General features: G+C 69.8%; 18 protein-coding genes and 1 pseudogene. 5 read left to right on the top strand and 14 right to left on the bottom strand.

Translation table 11 applies throughout. From position 1 onward, the window contains the following. Positions 1–129 precede the first annotated feature (129 nt). Complete coding sequence (locus G6N56_RS26740; protein ID WP_142280650.1) at positions 130–864, top strand: GAF and ANTAR domain-containing protein; 735 nt, start codon at positions 130–132, stop codon at positions 862–864. Between the two features lie 8 nt (positions 865–872). Here G6N56_RS26740 and G6N56_RS26735 read toward each other — a convergent pair whose 3' ends face one another. The 4 genes and pseudogenes from G6N56_RS26735 to rplS form a co-directional block, all read right to left on the bottom strand. Continuing rightward, a complete protein-coding gene (locus G6N56_RS26735) occupies positions 873–1,178 on the bottom strand; it encodes a DUF2469 domain-containing protein (RefSeq protein ID WP_085256242.1) in 306 nt (101 codons plus the stop codon). An 18-nt stretch (positions 1,179–1,196) separates the two neighbouring features. Continuing rightward, positions 1,197–1,998 (bottom strand): annotated as a pseudogene (locus tag G6N56_RS26730) (ribonuclease HII). Between the two features lie 13 nt (positions 1,999–2,011). After that, the gene (gene lepB / locus G6N56_RS26725; protein WP_085256240.1) at positions 2,012–2,875 is read right to left on the bottom strand and encodes a signal peptidase I; all 864 of its coding nucleotides are present in this window, start codon (positions 2,873–2,875) and stop codon (positions 2,012–2,014) included. Between the two features lie 68 nt (positions 2,876–2,943). Beyond that, a complete protein-coding gene (gene rplS / locus G6N56_RS26720; RefSeq protein WP_085256239.1) occupies positions 2,944–3,285 on the bottom strand; it encodes a 50S ribosomal protein L19 in 342 nt (113 codons plus the stop codon). A gap of 323 nt (positions 3,286–3,608) precedes the next feature. On the opposite strand from rplS, the gene G6N56_RS26715 reads away from it, so the two are divergent. Next, complete coding sequence (locus tag G6N56_RS26715; protein ID WP_085256238.1) at positions 3,609–4,550, top strand: hypothetical protein; 942 nt, start codon at positions 3,609–3,611, stop codon at positions 4,548–4,550. Between the two features lie 11 nt (positions 4,551–4,561). On the opposite strand, the gene trmD is transcribed toward G6N56_RS26715, so the two are convergent. From trmD to G6N56_RS26690, 5 genes are all read right to left on the bottom strand, one after another. After that, entirely contained in the window at positions 4,562–5,251 is a 690-nt protein-coding gene (trmD, locus tag G6N56_RS26710) for a tRNA (guanosine(37)-N1)-methyltransferase TrmD (RefSeq protein WP_085256237.1), read from the bottom strand. Positions 5,252–5,253: 2 nt separating this feature from the next. After that, a complete protein-coding gene (rimM, locus tag G6N56_RS26705; RefSeq protein ID WP_085256236.1) occupies positions 5,254–5,781 on the bottom strand; it encodes a ribosome maturation factor RimM in 528 nt (175 codons plus the stop codon). Between the two features lie 26 nt (positions 5,782–5,807). After that, positions 5,808–6,050 (bottom strand): RNA-binding protein, encoded by a 243-nt coding sequence (locus G6N56_RS26700; RefSeq protein WP_036354608.1) that lies wholly within the window; start codon positions 6,048–6,050, stop codon positions 5,808–5,810. A 5-nt stretch (positions 6,051–6,055) separates the two neighbouring features. Further along, complete coding sequence (gene rpsP / locus G6N56_RS26695) at positions 6,056–6,532, bottom strand: 30S ribosomal protein S16 (protein WP_085256235.1); 477 nt, start codon at positions 6,530–6,532, stop codon at positions 6,056–6,058. A 267-nt stretch (positions 6,533–6,799) separates the two neighbouring features. Beyond that, positions 6,800–7,219 (bottom strand): nuclear transport factor 2 family protein, encoded by a 420-nt coding sequence (locus tag G6N56_RS26690; RefSeq protein WP_085256234.1) that lies wholly within the window; start codon positions 7,217–7,219, stop codon positions 6,800–6,802. 192 nt (positions 7,220–7,411) lie between these two features. Here G6N56_RS26690 and G6N56_RS26685 point away from each other — a divergent pair, with 192 nt between their 5' ends. Together G6N56_RS26685 and G6N56_RS26680 are read left to right on the top strand one after the other, a co-directional pair. Further along, entirely contained in the window at positions 7,412–7,669 is a 258-nt protein-coding gene (locus G6N56_RS26685; protein ID WP_142280645.1) for a hypothetical protein, read from the top strand. A 45-nt stretch (positions 7,670–7,714) separates the two neighbouring features. Further along, the gene (locus G6N56_RS26680) at positions 7,715–8,602 is read left to right on the top strand and encodes a D-alanyl-D-alanine carboxypeptidase family protein (protein WP_085256232.1); all 888 of its coding nucleotides are present in this window, start codon (positions 7,715–7,717) and stop codon (positions 8,600–8,602) included. Positions 8,603–8,620: 18 nt separating this feature from the next. On the opposite strand, the gene G6N56_RS26675 is transcribed toward G6N56_RS26680, so the two are convergent. The 5 genes from G6N56_RS26675 to ffh all read right to left on the bottom strand — a co-directional run bounded on the left by G6N56_RS26675 (position 8,621) and on the right by ffh (position 15,540). After that, positions 8,621–9,217, bottom strand: a complete 597-nt coding sequence (locus G6N56_RS26675; protein WP_085256231.1) for a TetR/AcrR family transcriptional regulator — start codon at positions 9,215–9,217, stop codon at positions 8,621–8,623. Between the two features lies 1 nt (position 9,218). Next, positions 9,219–11,033, bottom strand: coding sequence for an N-acyl-D-amino-acid deacylase family protein (locus G6N56_RS26670; RefSeq protein WP_085256230.1), 1,815 nt, complete (start codon positions 11,031–11,033; stop codon positions 9,219–9,221). Positions 11,034–11,133: 100 nt separating this feature from the next. After that, positions 11,134–12,828 (bottom strand): serine/threonine-protein kinase, encoded by a 1,695-nt coding sequence (locus G6N56_RS26665; protein WP_085256229.1) that lies wholly within the window; start codon positions 12,826–12,828, stop codon positions 11,134–11,136. Positions 12,829–12,881: 53 nt separating this feature from the next. Beyond that, entirely contained in the window at positions 12,882–13,967 is a 1,086-nt protein-coding gene (locus G6N56_RS26660; protein ID WP_085256228.1) for a metal-dependent hydrolase family protein, read from the bottom strand. A 7-nt stretch (positions 13,968–13,974) separates the two neighbouring features. Next, positions 13,975–15,540 (bottom strand): signal recognition particle protein, encoded by a 1,566-nt coding sequence (ffh, locus tag G6N56_RS26655; RefSeq protein WP_085256227.1) that lies wholly within the window; start codon positions 15,538–15,540, stop codon positions 13,975–13,977. 291 nt (positions 15,541–15,831) lie between these two features. Between ffh and G6N56_RS26650 the strand changes: the two genes are divergently transcribed. Further along, positions 15,832–16,626, top strand: coding sequence for an alpha/beta hydrolase (locus G6N56_RS26650; protein WP_085256226.1), 795 nt, complete (start codon positions 15,832–15,834; stop codon positions 16,624–16,626). Positions 16,627–16,632 lie beyond the last annotated feature (6 nt).

The raw sequence follows: 16,632 nt of genomic DNA, 5'->3' as shown, positions 1-16,632 counted from the left end.
CGGCGCCTGGACGGGTAGCGTGTGAACGTCGTCGGCGACCGCTAATCTACGGCGATCGGACGTGGGTTCGATGACCTACGCGCAGGAGGAGCAGGGACATTGGCAGACGAGCCCGATTCCGGTAGCGGTATGCCCGGCGGCGAGACGGCCGACCCGGGGACCGTGTTCTCGGCGCTCGCCGAGATCATCTACCAGGGATCGGACGCCGGCGAGATGTACGCGGCCATCTGTGTCGCCGCCACCCTCATCGTCCGCGGTTGTGACCACGCCAGCCTGCTGATGCGCGAGAACGACCGGTACATCACCGTCGGCGCCAGCGACCGGCTCGCGCAAGAGATCGACGAGCTCGAGCGCCGAGCGGGCGACGGCCCGTGCATCGACGCGATCGAGGAGGAAACTCCGCAGATCGACCCCGACCTGACCACCCCGTCGCTGTGGCCCAAGCTCGCCAAAATCCTGATCGAGGAGACGCCGGTGCGCGGTGCCATGGGGTTTCGGCTGCTCGTCGACAAGCGCAAAGGGGCCGCGCTGAATCTCTTCAGTGAAACCCCCAACGTGTTCGACGCCGAGTCGGCCGGCCGCGCGGCGGTGCTGGCCTCGTTCGCCAGCGTGGCCATCAACGCGGTCGCCAAAGGCGAGGACGCCACGAGCCTGCGGCGGGGCCTGCTGAGCAACCGCGAGATCGGCAAGGCGGTCGGCATGCTGATGCTGCTGCACGACATGAGCGAGGACCAGGCGTTCGACCTTTTGCGGCGGCATTCGCAGGCCCTCAACATCAAGCTGGCCGACGTGGCGCGCGCCGTAATAGAGCAGCGGGGTCAGCTCCCGCCCGACACCCAGACCGAGGCCACGTCGAGCACGTAACCCCCGGGCTATTCGGGAAGCCGCAGCTCGGGCTTCTCCACCTCTTCGATGTTGACGTCCTTGAAGGTGACCACCCGCACGTGCTTGACGAACCGCGCGGGGCGGTACATGTCCCAGACCCAGGCATCGGAGAGCCTCAGCTCGAAATACACCTCGCCGTCGGCGTTGCGGGGGAACATCTCCACGCTGTTGGCCAGGTAGAAGCGGCGCTCGGTTTCGACGACGTAGCTGAACTGCCCGACGATGTCCTTGTATTCGCGGTAGAGCGAGAGCTCCATCTCGGTTTCGTACTTTTCGAGATCTTCCGCACTCATCTGCTCAGACGTCCTTCTTCACCAGACAACTTTGCCGGCCGCCGGCTCGCGCTGGTCAGCGACAAGCAACCCACCGGATGAACCCGCGGTCCATCTTTCCTCACCGATATCCCCCGCGCCCAGGCGGAGGGTCCGCGTTGCACTCGGCCACCACCCGGGCCCCGGCCCCCGCCGCCACCCGGCGCACGTTGATGAACGAATGCCGGTGCTCGGGGCAGGGGCCCAGCTCGGTCAGCGCCGAGCTGTGCGCGGGGGTGCTGTAGCCCTTGTGTTCGGCGAAGCCGTAGCCGGGGTGTTCGGCGTCCATGGCGACCATGAGCCGGTCCCTGCTGACCTTCGCGAGCACGCTGGCCGCGGCGATACAGGCCGCCACCGCGTCACCGCCGATCACCGGCAGCGACGGCACGGCCAAGCCCGGCACGCGGAAACCGTCGCTCAACACGTAACCCGGCCGCACGGACAGTCCGGCCACGGCGCGACGCATGCCCTCGATGTTGGCGACGTGCACACCGCGGCGGTCCACCTCGGCCGGCGGGATGAACACCACGTGGTAGGCCAGCGCATACCGCCGGATCAGCGGGAACAGCCGCTCCCGCGCGAGCTCGGTCAGCTTCTTCGAATCATCCAACGCCGCAAGGCTTTCCAGCCGTCCAGGCCCGAGCACGCAGGCCGCCACCACCAGCGGGCCCGCGCAGGCGCCGCGGCCCACTTCGTCCACGCCGGCGACCGGTCCCAGACCGCTGCGGTACAGCGCGGACTCCAGGGTGCGCAGCCCCCCAGACTTGCGGACCACCGTCCGCGGCGGCCAGGTCGGCGTCATATTCGAGCCACCGCTACCGGCTCTGCTGGGGGTTCACCGAACTGACACCGCCCCACCGCGTGGGCGGCCACACGATGAACCTGGCCTTGCCGATGACGTTGGCCACCGGCACCGTCCCCGAATTCGGGTCGCCGGTGCACAGTATTTCCTTGAGGGCGTCGGCGGGGACGCTGTCGCAGTGGGCGCGCGAGTCGGCCGAGTGCGTCCGGTTGTCGCCCATCACCCACAGCCGTCCCTGCGGGACGGCGACGGGCCCGAACTGGCTGCCCAGGCATGGGTACATCGCCGGGTCGGCGTTCATGGTGGCGGCATTGAGGTAGGGCTCCTTGAGCGGCTTGCCGTCGACCGTCAACCCGGTGTCCGCGCGGCACTCGACCGTCTGGCCGCCGACGGCGATGACGCGCTTGACCAGGTCGTTTTCGTCGGGGGGCACGAAACCGATGAAAGACAGGCCGTTCTGGATCCAGCGCAGCACGGTGTTGTTGGACCGGATCGACTTGTAGCCCCTGTTCCAGGAGGGCGGCCCCTTGAACACGATGACGTCGCCGGGGTGGGGCGTACCGAACCGGTAGGTGACCTTATCGACCATGATGCGGTCGCCGACGCACCCCGTGCACCCGTGCAGCGTCGGTTCCATGGACTCCGACGGGATCAGGTACGGCCGCGCGATGAACGTCAGCATGACGTAGTACAGGACCACCGCGATGAGCGCGAGGACCGCGAACTCCCGCAGCGGGGATTTCTTGCGCTCCGGCTCGGCCGGTCCGAGGTCCTCAGCGGGCGCGTCGGGGTCGCGGGTCGAGACCTTGGGCTCGGGCTGGCCGGCCTCGGACTGGGGCTTCGTCGAGTCGGCGGGTGAGTCCGGGGTGTCGGTCACGAGATCAGCGTAGCCAGCACGGCGTCAGGCCGCCGAGTCGACCGCGCCCGGCCAGCGAGGCACGCCGGTCAGCGCTTTTCCTTGATCTTGGCCTTCTTGCCGCGAAGTTCGCGCAGGTAGTACAGCTTGGCGCGGCGGACATCGCCGCGGGTAACGACTTCGATGTGGTCGATGTTCGGCGAGTGCACCGGGAAGGTGCGCTCGACGCCCACGCCGTAGCTCTCCTTGCGGACGGTGAAGGTTTCCCGGACGCCGCCGCCCTGCCGGCGGATCACCACGCCCTTGAACACCTGGATGCGCTCCTTGGCGCCCTCGATGACCTTGACGTGCACGTTGACGGTGTCGCCGGGACCGAACGCCGGGATGTCCTCGCGCAGCGACGCTTGGTCGACAAAGTCCAGCCGGTTCATGAGAGACACTTCCTTGAGGTCGACGGCGTGCGGCAGCCGCTCCCACGCGCACGTGAGGCGGGCACCGAGCCGATGGTTTCGGGCGTTCGGCGTATCTCGCAGCAGGCGAGAAGCGGCCCGGACGGCGGCTTCGGCTGGAGACAACTGGTCAATTGTGCCAGACGGCCCGCATGCGGAGAAAATCACATGAAATCGGTGCGGTTCACGGCGAGCCGAACACGCTGGTGAATGGTACATATGACTGGGGTCAACACGCGTCAACCAAACCCGAAACTCGCCCCTGTGCACGCTTCTCGCCGGAGGAAAGCTCGGAGGAAAGAAAAATGCCGGTACGGCCACGCACGCTGCTCACCGCCACGGCGGCGGTGGCGCTGCTGGTCGTTGCGGGATGCGAGGCGAAAGTGCAGGCCAAGACCTACGGCGCGCCGGTGCACGCCGCGCCCGCCCCGGCGTCGTCTGCGCCTCCCTCACCCCAGCTGGCCGAGCTGCTGTTCGAGGCGATCACCGTGCCGCAGGCGGCGCCCAGCTCCGGGCTCGGCGCGCTGCAGACCCGGGTCCAGCAGGCCACCGACGAGGCCGCCGCCGCCGGCGCCGCGCTCTCGCTGGCCATCCTCGACCGATCCACCCACCAGCTGGTCACCAACGGCAACGGCCAGATCATCGGCACGGCGTCGGTCGCCAAGCTGTTCATCGCCGACGACCTGCTGCTGCACGAGTCCGAGGGCAAGACAACGCTGAGCGCCGACGACCGCCAGGCCCTCGATGTCATGCTGCAGTCGTCGGACGACGGGGCGGCCGAACGATTCTGGGGCCAGGGCGGCGGCGACGCCATCATCACCGCGGTCGCGGGCCGATACGGGCTCGCGTCGACCACCCCGCCCAGCGATGGGCGCTGGTGGAACACCATGAGCTCACTGACCGACATGATCCGGTACTACGACATGCTGCTCGACGGGTCCGGGGGGCTGCCGGCCGAGCGGGCCGAGGTCATCCTCAACGACCTGGCCCGGTCCACACCCACCGGGATCGACGGCTACCCGCAGCGATTCGGCATTCCGGACGGCCTGTACGCCGAGCCGGTGGCGGTCAAGCAGGGCTGGATGTGCTGCATCGGCAGCAGCTGGATGCACCTGTCCACCGGGGTGATCGGCGCGGACCACCGCTACATCATGGTGGTCCAGTCGCTGCAGCCCTCCGACGACGCCACCGCCCGGGACACGATCACCCGCGCCGTGAAGACCCTCTTCCCCAGCGGGCGGATCTGAAGCCGGGTGCCCTAGTCGCCCAGCAGGTCCGGGCGGCGTTCGCGCGTGCGCCGCAGCGAAACCTCCCGGCGCCAGGCGGCGACCCGCGCGTGGTCGCCGGACAGCAGAACGTCGGGAACGTCGAGGCCCCGCCAGGAGGGCGGGCGGGTGTAGCTCGGCCCCTCCAGCAGTCGGTCCAGGGCCGGCGAGTGTGAGTCATCATGCAGCGACGCGGGATTGCCCAGGACGCCGGCGACCAACCGCAGCACCGCTTCGATCATCACCACCGCCGCCGACTCGCCGCCGGGCAGCACGTAGTCACCGATCGAGACCTCCTCGACACGCATTCGCCGCGCGGCGTCGTCGACGACGCGTTGGTCGATGCCCTCGTAGCGGCCGCACGCGAACACCAGGTGCGCCTCGCCGCTCCAGCGCTGCGCGGTGGCCTGCGTGAAGAGCGAACCGGCCGGCGTGGGGACCACCAACAGCGTTTCCCCGGAACAAGTTTCGTCGAGCGCCTCCCCCCAGACCGGCGCCTTCATCACCATCCCGGGGCCGCCGCCGTACGGGGCGTCGTCCACCGAGTGGTGCACGTCGTGGGTCCACCGCCGCAGGTCATGCACTCGGAGGTCGGCCAGGCCCGACTCAATCGCCTTGCCCGGCAACGATTGTCGCAACGGCTCGAGGCAGGCGGGAAAGATCGTGATCACGTCGATGCGCACGGCTACCCCAGGTCCAGCAGACCTTCGGGAGGATCGATCTCCACGAGCCCGTCGTCCAGCGATACCGAGGTCACGATCGCGGCGACGAACGGCACCAGCACCTGAGTCGCGTCCGGACCACTGTTGACCGCCAGTAACTCGCCGGCGCCGGTATGCAGCACCTCCGCGACGACACCGACGTCCTGACCCGTTGTCGTCCGGACCCGAAGGCCTTCGAGCTGATGGTCGTAGTAGGTGTCCGGCTCGTCGATCGGCGGCAGGTCACCGGAATCCACGACGAACAACCGGCCCCGCAACGCGTCGGCCCCGTCACGGTCGTGCACTCCGGCCAACCGCAGCAACAGTCGCCCACCGTGCTCGCGCGCCGTCTCGACGACGCAGTCGAGTTCCGCCGCCCCCCCGCGAGGATCCTTGGCGCGCAACGCGTTTCCGGGTGCAAACCGGGCGGCGGGGTCGTCGGTGCGGATCTCGACGACGAGTTCGCCGTGGATCCCGTGCGCCTTCACGACGCGCCCGACGGTCAACTCCACCGGAGTTCCATAACCGCAGCGCTCCGCTACTGGTCGGTGTCCACCACGTCGACGCGGATGCCGCGCCCACCGATGCCGGCGACCAGCGTGCGCAACGCGGTCGCGGTACGTCCGCCGCGGCCGATCACCTTGCCCAGGTCGTCGGGATGGACGTGGACCTCGACCGTCCGCCCCCGGCGACTGGTCACCAGGTCCACCCGGACATCGTCGGGATTGTCGACGATCCCGCGAACCAGGTGCTCGACAGCGTCGACGACGACCGTGCTCACCTCAGTCAGCTCTCGGTCGTCGGCTCGGCCTGCTCGGCCGGTGCGGCGTCGGCGGCGGGCTCGTCGCCGGATTCGGCCTTGGCGGCCTTCTTGGCCGGGGCCTTCTTCTTCGGCTTGGTGGCCTCGGTGGTCGGACCGCCGTCGGCCTCCGCGAGCGCGGCGTTGAACAGCTCCAGCTTGCTCGGCTTGGGCGGGGCGACCTTCAGGCTGCCCTCCGCGCCGGGCAGACCCTTGAACTTCTGCCAGTCGCCGGTGATCTTCAGCAGCTTGAGGACGGGCTCGGTCGGCTGAGCCCCCACCGAGAGCCAGTACTGGGCGCGCTCTGAGTCGATCTCGATCAGGCTCGGCTCTTCCTTCGGGTGATACCGGCCGATGACCTCGATGGACCGGCCGTCACGGCGCGTACGGGCGTCGGCGACGGCGATGCGGTACTGGGGATTGCGGATCTTGCCAAGCCGGGTGAGCTTGATCTTCACAGCCATGGTTAAGCGACTTCTCCTGTGATGTCACGCTGCAATTCAGCGACCCGGGCGGGATGCCGGGGTCCGGTTTTGCCTCGCGTGTGTGACCACCAAGCGATGCGTAATCGCTGAGCGGACAGCCGCCCATTGTGCCAGAACAGGGCGTCGCGCCAGAAATCCGCCGGCGATCGCCGGCGAAATTGCCGTCATGGTCGCATCCGGAGCGACGCAGCCCTACTAGCAATCTCGGCGAAAAGGGACGAAAAGGGACGAAAGCAATCCCCGGCGTCACATCACTTTCTGGAAGACCTTGGTCTCGACGCGGCGGCTCATCCGCCAGCCGTCGGCGGTCCGGACGAACTCGTCGTCGTACCACAGCCCGCAGAACAGCGCCTGGTCCCCATCGCCGGGCAGCACCATGGGGTTGAAGCAGATGACCCGCGACGACGCCGTATCCCCCTCGATGCGCACCGAGAAGTTGCCGAGCATGTGGGCGTACACCGGGAAGTTCGGCAACACCTCCGACAGCCACGTCTTGACCTCCGGATAGTGGCCCTCGATGCCGCCCAAAGCCGTGTAGTCGATGTACGCGTCCTGGGTGAACACCCGGTCCAGGTCGTCGAAGCGGCGGTTGTCGATGGCGGTGGAGTAGTCCACCAGCAGCTGCTGGATCTCCAACCGGTCCGAGATTTCCTCGAGGCTCAACATGGGTCGATTCAACACCGCGACCGGGCCGCGCCGAGGACCGGTGCCGGCGAGATTGGGATCGGTAGCGGCCCGGCCCGGCTCCACTTGGCGCAAGACAAGCCAGCAACGAAGGGACTCACCATGGCCCAGGAGCGAGGGTTTTCCCGTTTTCCCAGCACACGCGCGACGGGGTCGGCAAATAATCCCCGGTTCATGAAAGCAGCGCTTGCCATGGTGGCAACCGTCGTGACCCTGTCGGGCGGTCTGGCGATCGACGCGCCGCCCGCGCTGGCCGCCCCCTGTCCGGCCGGGCAGTCCTGCCAGCAGTGGTGCCCGGGTGACCCCAACCCCGCGGGCCGGCCCGTCCCGTGGGACGGCAACGTCTGCCACGACTACTACTGGGACTACTACGGCGTCCACGACATCGGCACCGGGGCGTTCTACTCGTGGCGGGGCATGCGGTGGCGCTGACGCGTACATAGCCGCCAGACGAGCCCGGAAGTAAAATCTGCGGCCATGCGGAAGCTCATGGCCCTCGCCGCCGCCGCGCTCGCGCTGGGCACGTGCGCCGTCACCGCCGGCGTGACCACAGCGGCGGCCGACAGCATGCAGCCCGTCGGCTCGGTGCCCATCCCCGACGGCCCGGCGCAGACGTGGATCGTGGCCGATCTCGACAGCGGCCAGGTGCTGGCCGGGCGTGACCAGAACGTCGCGCATCCGCCCGCCAGCACCATCAAGGTGCTGCTGGCCCTGGTGGCGCTCGACCAGGTGAGCCTCGACCAGACTGTCGTCGCCGACGCCGCGGACACCGATGTCGAGTGCAACTGCGTCGGCATCAAAGCGGGCCGCACGTACACCGCGCGCCAGCTGCTCGACGCGCTGCTGCTGGTCTCTGGCAACGACGCCGCCAACACGCTGGCGCACCTGCTGGGCGGCGCCGACGCCACCGTGGCCAAGATGAACGCCAAGGCCGCGTCCCTGGGGGCCACGAGCACCCACGCCCCCACCCCGTCCGGGCTGGACGGCCCGGCGGGTTCGGGGGCGTCGACGGCGCACGACCTGGCCGTCATCTTCCGCGCCGCAATGGCCAACCCGGTGTTCGCGCAGATCACCGCCGAGCCGTCGGCGATGTTCCCGGACCCGGCCACCGGTGTCGAGCGCCCGATCACCAATCAGGACGAGCTGCTGCAGCGCTATCCCGGTGCGATCGGCGGCAAAACGGGATTCACCGACGCCGCGCGCAAGACCTTCGTCGGCGCCGCCGCCCGCGGGGGCCGACGGTTGGTGATCGCCATGATGTACGGGCTGGTCAAGGCCGGCGGGCCGAGCTACTGGGACCAGGCCGCCAGCCTGTTCGACTGGGGCTTCGCGCTCAACCCCGAGAACGGCATCGGTGCCCTCTAACGACGGCGAGAACGGAACCTAGGCGTTCGGCAGCCCGGCGGTCAGCAGGGCGGCCAGCACGGGAATCCGGCGGGCGGCGATGTCCGGCTGGGGCAGGACGCCCTCGACCATGGCGGCCCCGTCGAACACGTTGGTCATCAGCGCCACGAGCACCGGGAAGGTCTCCTCCGGGAAGGCCTCGGCCCCCGGCAGCGCCCGGGCGGCGTCGTAGATCTTCGCCGAGTACTGCCCCAGCTCGTGTTGCAATGTCCCCCTGAGCTTTTCGTCGGTCCGCGCGGCGACGAGCAACTCGTAGATGACAGCGTTGGCCGGGCCGCTGGTGATGTCACGGAGGATCTCCAGGGCCGCCTCGAGCGCCGGCCGGTCGGCCGGGATCTCGGCGACCCGCTTGGTGAACGATTCGAGCTGGCGGCGCAGCACCTCCGACGCCGTCGCGGCCATGAAGTCGCTCATGGTCTCGAAGTGACGGAACAGGGCCCCCACCGACACCCCAGCGCGCTTGGTGATCACGGCGGCGGAAGCCCGCGCGTAACCCACCTCGACGATGCTGGCGATGGACGCCTCTAGGAGCCGGCCGACGGTCTCCTCGCGGCGCTGCTGCTGGGTGCGGGCCACGTCAGACCCCGGCTTCTGCGACCTGCAGGACACGAGCGGTCTGGGACGCGCCGCGGTGACGGGCGCCGGCCCGCAGGTACCGGCCGGACCGCACGGTCTGGCCGTAGCCCTCGCGGAATCGGCCCTCCCGGAACACGACCGCGCCGCCCACGCCGGTGGCGACGACGGCGTCGTCGTTGCGGTTGACCATGCGGCGCAGCCCGCCGTAGAAGGGCACCTCTTCCTCGTGGTAGCCGTCCACCGCGTCGTTGAGGCCGGCCGGGTCGATCACGACGAAGTCCGCGCGGTCGCCCTGGCGCAGGGTGCCCGCGTCGATGCCGAACCACTCCGCCAGCTCCCAGGTGAGGCGGTACACCGCCCGCTCCGTGGACAAGAACGGCCGGCCGGCGCGGTGGGCGTCGCGGGTGCGCTTGAGCATCCTCAGCGGGAAGTTGTAGAAGGCCATGTTGCGCAGGTGGGCGCCGGCGTCCGAGAAGCCCATGTGGATGCTCGGCTCGGCGGCCAGCTTGTTGAGCTGCTTGGGCCGGTGGTTGGCCACGGTCGTCGTCCAGCGGACGTTGCGCTCACCGTTCTCCACGAGCACGTCGAGGAACGCGTCGAGCGGATGCAGCCCGCGCTCGTCGGCGATCGCGCCGAAGCTCTTGCCGATCAAGGACGGGTCGGGGCATTCGACGATGATCGCGTCGTGGAAGTCGCGGTGCCACAGCGACGGGCCCAGTTTGATGCGGTCGAACTCCCGGCGGAACTGGCGGCGGTAGGACTCGTCGGCCAGCAACTCGTTGCGCTGCAACTGGTCTCGTAGATGGAGGGCGGCGGTTCCCGCCCCGAACTCCTCGAACACCGGCAGGTCGATCCCGTCCGAGTACAGCTCGAACGGGACCGGCAGGTGCTGGAAGCGCACGCTGGAGCCCAGGAGCCGGTTGAGGATCCGGGTGCCCAGCCCGAAGGTGCGCACGGCATACGGCATGGACTTCGCATCGGCGGACACCAACAGGCTCATCCGAACCCCCTTGCCGCGTCCGAGGATTCGGCTGCTGGACAGGAAGAACAGGAAACCGGACAGGGCGCTCTCGATGTTCGGCGCGCTCTGCAGGATCCGGCCGCGCTTGCGCAGCACCTTGATCAGCCGCCGCCGCTCCCGCCACGTGGCGAACGTGGACGGCAGCGCGCGCGATCGGAACCGGTCCCCGTCGAGCTTGTCGATCGCCGCGTCCATGCCGGACATGCCCAGCATCCCGGCGTCGAGGGCCTGCTCGAGCAGCGCGGCCATCTTTTCCAGTTCGGCGTCGGTGGCCGTGACACCGGGGTCGGTGGCGCGATCAAGGCCCAGCACCGCGGTCCGCAGGTCCGAATGGCCAAGCAGTGAGCCAACATTGGGCCCGAGCGGCAGGGCGTCGATCGCCTCGACGTATTCCGCCGCCGTCGACCAGTTCCGGTTCGTCGTCAACGCGTCGTAGACGTATTCGCGCGGCACCGCCTCGACCCGGCTGAACAGGTCGGCCGCGTCTTCGGAGCCGGCGTACACCGTGGACAGTGAGCAGTTCCCCAGCAGCACCGTCGTCACACCGTGGCGTACCGACTCCCGCAGCCCGGGGTCCAACAGCACCTCGGCGTCGTAGTGGGTATGCACGTCGAGGAAGCCCGGGAGGACCCACTTGCCCGCCGCGTCGATCACCTCCGGGCAGCCCGTCTCGTCGAGCGGCCGATCGGACACCGTGGCCAGCACGCCGTCGCGAATGCCGAGCGTCCGGGTCCGCGGCGCACCGCCGGTGCCGTCGAACCACAGTCCGTCGCGGATGATCACGTCGTAGGTCATCTTTTCCTCCAGGTATCCGGTGCAGGAACCGTAACATTGATAGTGATCACTCGCAATCTTTTCTGGAGGCGAGTCGTCCGGTGAATATCGGAAAGCTTCGTCAGCGGTGGGCTCCGGTGGTCGGCGGCCCGGGGGCGTCGGCGGTCGTCGCGGGGTCCGGCCCGGTCACGGCCGGCGGCACGTCGCCGCTGCGGCTGAGGATCGCCGGGATGCGGATCACCGCCGATCGCTGGGCGCATTCGTTGCTCTGCACGGTGACGGTCTCCTCGCCCGCCAGATCGCCGCCCGGCCGAGGTTTCAGCGACAGCACCACCGTCGCGGCCTGGGTCTGCACCGGCCGGTCCGGCCCGGCGCATGCGACGCGGGCCTCCTCCGGCTGCGACTGCCAGCGCCCGTCCGCGAACCGCATGATCAGCTGGCCGGCGTCGGGCACGGCGGCACGCTGATGGTCGCCGTCGTCGAGCCGGATCGCGGCCGTGACGCACTCCGCGGGGGCGCACGACGAGCGAAAGGCCCACCAGGTTGTCACGTCCGGCGGCTGCGGGTCGGCCGCATAGTTGAACGTCTGCTTGGTGCGTTGGACGTCGAGGCGGTAGGAGCCGTCGAGCGGGATGGGCGCGGCGGGCGGGCTCGCCGGCGTCGGCGGCTCGGCGGACGGGGCCGGCGCCGGACCGGCGGGGCGGGCACCGCTGGCGCCGGTCGTGCGCCCGAGGGCGAAGCCGAGCGCGACCAGCCCGACCACCAGCAGGATCGCCGCGAACACGAGCAGGATCCGGCGCGGCCTGCGCCGCCTCGGCGGGGGCGCCGGGGGCTGCCGCGCCGCCCGCGTGCGAGCCGGCGTCACAGGGGGAAGCTTCCCCGGGGGGCGGCGGGGTGACCCGGTGGGCCGAGGCGCTCGGGCTTTCCGAACGGGAGCGTGGGCCTTGACCGACGCTACGTCTTCCGCCGCGACGATCTCCGGCCAGGCGTACGCGGGATATTCGGCCGCCAGCGCGGCCTCGGGGCTGCGATCTGCGGCCGAGCCGCCGGCTTGCTCGTTGGCCGCCTCGGCGAACTGGCGGCAGGTCTCGAACCGGTCCGCGGGGCTTTCGGCGAGCGCCCGGGCGAACACGCGATCCAGGCGCGCCAGCTCCGGGCGCAGGCTGCTCAGGCTGGGCGGACGTTCTCCCGGTGACGTGCCGGTCAGCAGGTGGAACGCGGTGGCCGCCAGCGCGTACTGGTCGGCGCGGCTATCAACGGCCGCCCCGGCGCCCGCGGCCGCCTGCTCGGGCGCCGCATATTTTCCGGGTGTAGCGCCGAGGGCCGGTGCCGTCCCGAAGTCGCTCAGGAGGATCCGCTGCTCCCCTTCCCCCCGCCCGGTCAACAGGATGTTGGCGGGCTTGACGTCGAGATGCAGCATGCCGCGATCGTGCGCATAGTCGAGGGCCTCAGCGACCGCGGTCACCAGGGCGAGCACCTCCCCCACCGGCGAGACCGCCGGAAAGCGGTCGGCCATCAGCCGGGCGGCGTTGATGCCCTCGACGTACTGCATCGCGACGTACAGCCGGCCGTAGAACTCGCCGCGCTCATGGACCTCGACGATGTGCGGGTGAGTGAGGTTCGCCGCGGCCGGTGTCTCCGCCTGAAATCGCCGGCGGAAATCTTCGTCCGCCGACAACTCCGGGGAAAGGACTTTCAGCGCCCGCCAGACCGCCGACCGGCGATCCTGCACGAGGTAGACGTCAGCGGTCGCCCCGGAACCCAGCTTTCGCGCGATGACGTATCCGGCAAACGTCGCGCCGCTGGCCAACGCCATTCCGCGATCCTATCCGCGATCCCGGGCTGGCGCCCGCCGGTGCCCGGCCGGGACTAGGGCCGAAACACCTTGCCCCGCAAGATCACCAGATCGGGGTGGTTGAGCACGCCGGAACCCCGTCGCGGGTCCTCCGAATAGCACAGCAGGTCGGCCGACGCCCCGTGGTCCAGGCCGGGGCGCCCCAGCCACCGGCGCGCGTCCCAGCACGCCGCCCCCAGCGCGTCGGTCGGGCTCATCCCGATGCCCTTGAGCGCCTCGACCTCGTCGGCGATGCGGCCGTGCGCGACCATGCTGCCCGCGTCGCTGCCGGCGTAGATCGGCACGCCCGCCTCCCGAGCCGCGCCCATCCGCTCCGAGCAGCGGGCGTAGAGGTCGCGCATGTGGGCGGCGTAGGCCGGATAGCGCGCGGCGGCGTCGGCGATGCCGGGGAAGTTCTCGATGTTGATCAGCGTGGGCACCAGCGCGGTGCCGTGCTCGAGCATCAGCGCGATGGTGTCGTCGGTCAGGCCGGTGCCGTGTTCGATGCAGTCGATGCCGGCCTTGATCAGGCCGGGCATGGCGTCGTTGCCGAAGACGTGGGCGGTGACGCGGGCGCCGTGCGCGTGGGCCGTGTCGATGGCGGCTTTGAGCACGTCGTCGGACCACAGCGGGGCGAGGTCGCCGACGCCGCGGTCGATCCAGTCACCGACGAGCTTGATCCAGCCGTCGCCGCGCCGGGCCTCCTCGGCCACCGCCGCAGGCAGCTGCGACTCGTCCTCGAGTTCGCGCGACATCCCCGGGGAGTAGCGCTTGGGCCGGCCCAGGTGTTTTCCGGCGCGGATGATGCGGGGCAGGTCCTCGCGGTCGTCGAGGCTGCGCGTGTCGGTGGGCGATCCGCAGTCGCGCAGCAGCAGGGCGCCGGTGTCGCGTTCCGTCTCGGCCTGCGCGATCGCCTCGTCGATCGGAATTTCACCGTGGTCGCCCAGGCCGACGTGGCAGTGCGCGTCGACCATTCCGGGGATGATCCAGCCCTGAAAACCAGACGAGCCGAATACCGTGTCCGCGCCGTCCACCGGCTCGGTGCTGACCCGGCCGTCGACGATCCACAGCTGGATCTCACTCTCGTCGGGCAGGCCCCGTCCCCGCACGTGCAGGCGCACGGTGCGGTTACTTCCTGCCTGGGTTGCCCGGGAACTTCAGCTTGGACAGGTCGAAGTCGGCCAGGCCGGGCGGCAGCTCGTTGAGGCCCTCGGGCATGTGCGAGAGGTCGGGGAATCCGGCCGGCATGCCCGGCATGCCGGCCGCCAGCGGGTTGCGGACCTTCGGCGGGGTGGGGCCGCGGGCCCCCTTCTTGCCCTTTTTCCCTTTGGCGCCCTTGGCCTTACGCGTCGCGGACTTGCGCCCCACACCGGGGATCCCCATCCCGCCGAGCATGGATGACATCATCTTGCGGGCCTCGAAGAAGCGGTCGACCAGCTGGTTGACCTCCGACACCGTCACACCCGACCCGTTCGCGATGCGCAGCCGCCGGGACGCGTTGATGATCTTCGGGTCAGCCCGCTCTTCCGGCGTCATCCCGCGGATGATGGCCTGCAGCCGGTCGAGCTGCCTGTCGTCGACCTGGGCCAGCGCGTCCTTCATCTGGCCGGCCCCGGGCAGCATGCCCAGCAGGTTGCCGATCGGGCCCATCTTGCGGATGGCGAGCATCTGCTCGAGGAAGTCCTCCAGGGTGAGCTCGCCGCTGCCCATCTTGGCCGCGGCCTCCTCGGCGCGCTGCGCGTCGAAGACCTGCTCGGCCTGCTCGATCAGGGTGAGCACGTCGCCCATGCCGAGGATGCGACTGGCCATCCGGTCGGGGTGGAAGACGTCGAAGTCCTCCAGCTTCTCACCGCTGGAGGCGAACAAGATCGGCACGCCGGTGACCTCGCGTACCGACAGCGCCGCACCACCCCGGGCGTCACCGTCGAGCTTGGTGAGCACCACCCCGGTGAAGCCGACGCCTTCGCGGAACGCCTCGGCCGTGGTCACGGCGTCCTGACCGATCATGGCGTCGAGGACGAAGAGGACCTCGTCGGGGTCGACGGCGTCGCGGATGGCCGCGGCCTGCGACATCAGTTCGTCGTCGATGCCCAGCCGTCCGGCGGTGTCGACGATGACGACGTCGAAGTGCTTGGCGCGAGCCTCGTCCAGACCGGCCGCCGCGACGGCGACCGGGTCGCCCGGGCCGGACTCAGGCGACGCGCCCGGGTGCGGCGCGAACACCGGAACGCCGGCGCGTTGGCCGACGACCTGCAGCTGGTTCACGGCGGCGGGCCGCTGCAGGTCGCAGGCCACCAGCAAAGGCGTGTGCCCTTGCCCCCGCAGCCAGGCGGCCAGCTTCCCCGCCAGCGTCGTCTTACCCGAACCCTGCAGGCCGGCGAGCATGATCACGGTCGGCGGCGTCTTCGCGTACGCCAGCTGGCGGGTCTGCCCGCCCAGGATGCCGATGAGCTCTTCGTTGACGATCTTGACGACCTGCTGCGCCGGGTTGAGGGCACCCGAGACCTCGACGCCCCGGGCCCGCTCCTTGATCCGGCCGACGAACGCGCGCACGACGGGCAGCGAAACGTCGGCTTCCAGGAGCGCCAGGCGGATCTCGCGCGTGGTCGCCTCGATATCGGCGTCGGTCAGTCGACCCTTGCCGCGCAGTCCCTGGAGGGCACCGGTCAACCGGTCAGACAGCGATTCAAACACCCGACCAGCCTAGTGGTATCGCAAGCACGGCCGCGCAGGCGACGATGCGCGCCCGGCCGGGCGCGACTCCCACGACACATAAACCTCTGCGACGACACGCCGCGGCGGGTCGCAGAGGTTTATGTCTGGCGGCGGGACGACGACGTCCGCCAGACGACGGCGCCGCGCCCGAGTGTCTGGCGGCGGGACGACGACGTCCGCCAGACGACGGGCCGCGCGCGAGGGTCACAAAGGCGCCCAACAGAAGTTATTGTGATGGCCGTCACAGTCAGCAAACCGGCACGAGGGTTCATGCTCGAGGTCATCGACAAGGGGTCCTGCACCGACGCTCATCCCGTCCCGCTGCTGTTCGTTCACGGCGGGTGGCACGGCGCCTGGTGTTGGGGGAACTTCCTGGACTTCTTCGCCACCGCGGGGTATCGCGCGGTGGCAGTCAGCCTGCGCGGGCACGGCGCCAGCCCGACGCCGAAGCCGCTCCACAAGGTTTCCATCGCCGACTACATCGACGACGTCCGGTCGGTGGCCGACGATCTGGGTGGCGCACCGGTGCTGGTCGGCCATTCGCTCGGCGGCTTCGTGATCCAGCGCTACCTCGAAGACCGAACCGCGCCCGCCGCGGTGCTGGTGGGCTCAGTCCCGCCGCAGGGCGTGCTCACGCTGGCATGGCGAGTCTGGCGCCGCCGCCCGTCGATGACCCTGGAGGCGTGGAGCGACCCGACGCTGCTGAAATTCCTGGCCACCCCGGCGCTGGCGCGCGAATACCTGTTCTGCGCCGAGACGCCCGAGGCCATCGTCGAATCCTGCCGGCAACGCGCCGGTGCGGAAAGCGTTCGGGCCGCCATGACGGATCCGATGCTCCGCCGCGTCCGGACCCGCCGGGTAAACACGCCGATGCTCGTGCTGGGCGCCGAGCACGACGGGTTCGTCAGCGTCGGCGAGGTGCGGGCCACGGCCCGCGCCTACCGCACGGAGCCGGAATTCTTCGGCATGGGTCACAACATGATGCTCGAGCCGGGGTGGCTCGGCGTCGCCAAGCGGATCGACGGGTGGCTGAGCGCCCGCGACCTGGCGAGTCGGGCCGGATAACCCGTT

Source organism: Mycobacterium saskatchewanense (assembly GCF_010729105.1).
In the GTDB taxonomy this organism is placed as follows: domain Bacteria; phylum Actinomycetota; class Actinomycetes; order Mycobacteriales; family Mycobacteriaceae; genus Mycobacterium; species Mycobacterium saskatchewanense.
Note: the sequence above shows the minus strand (reverse complement) of the source record. Positions and strands in the feature narration are given on the sequence as shown.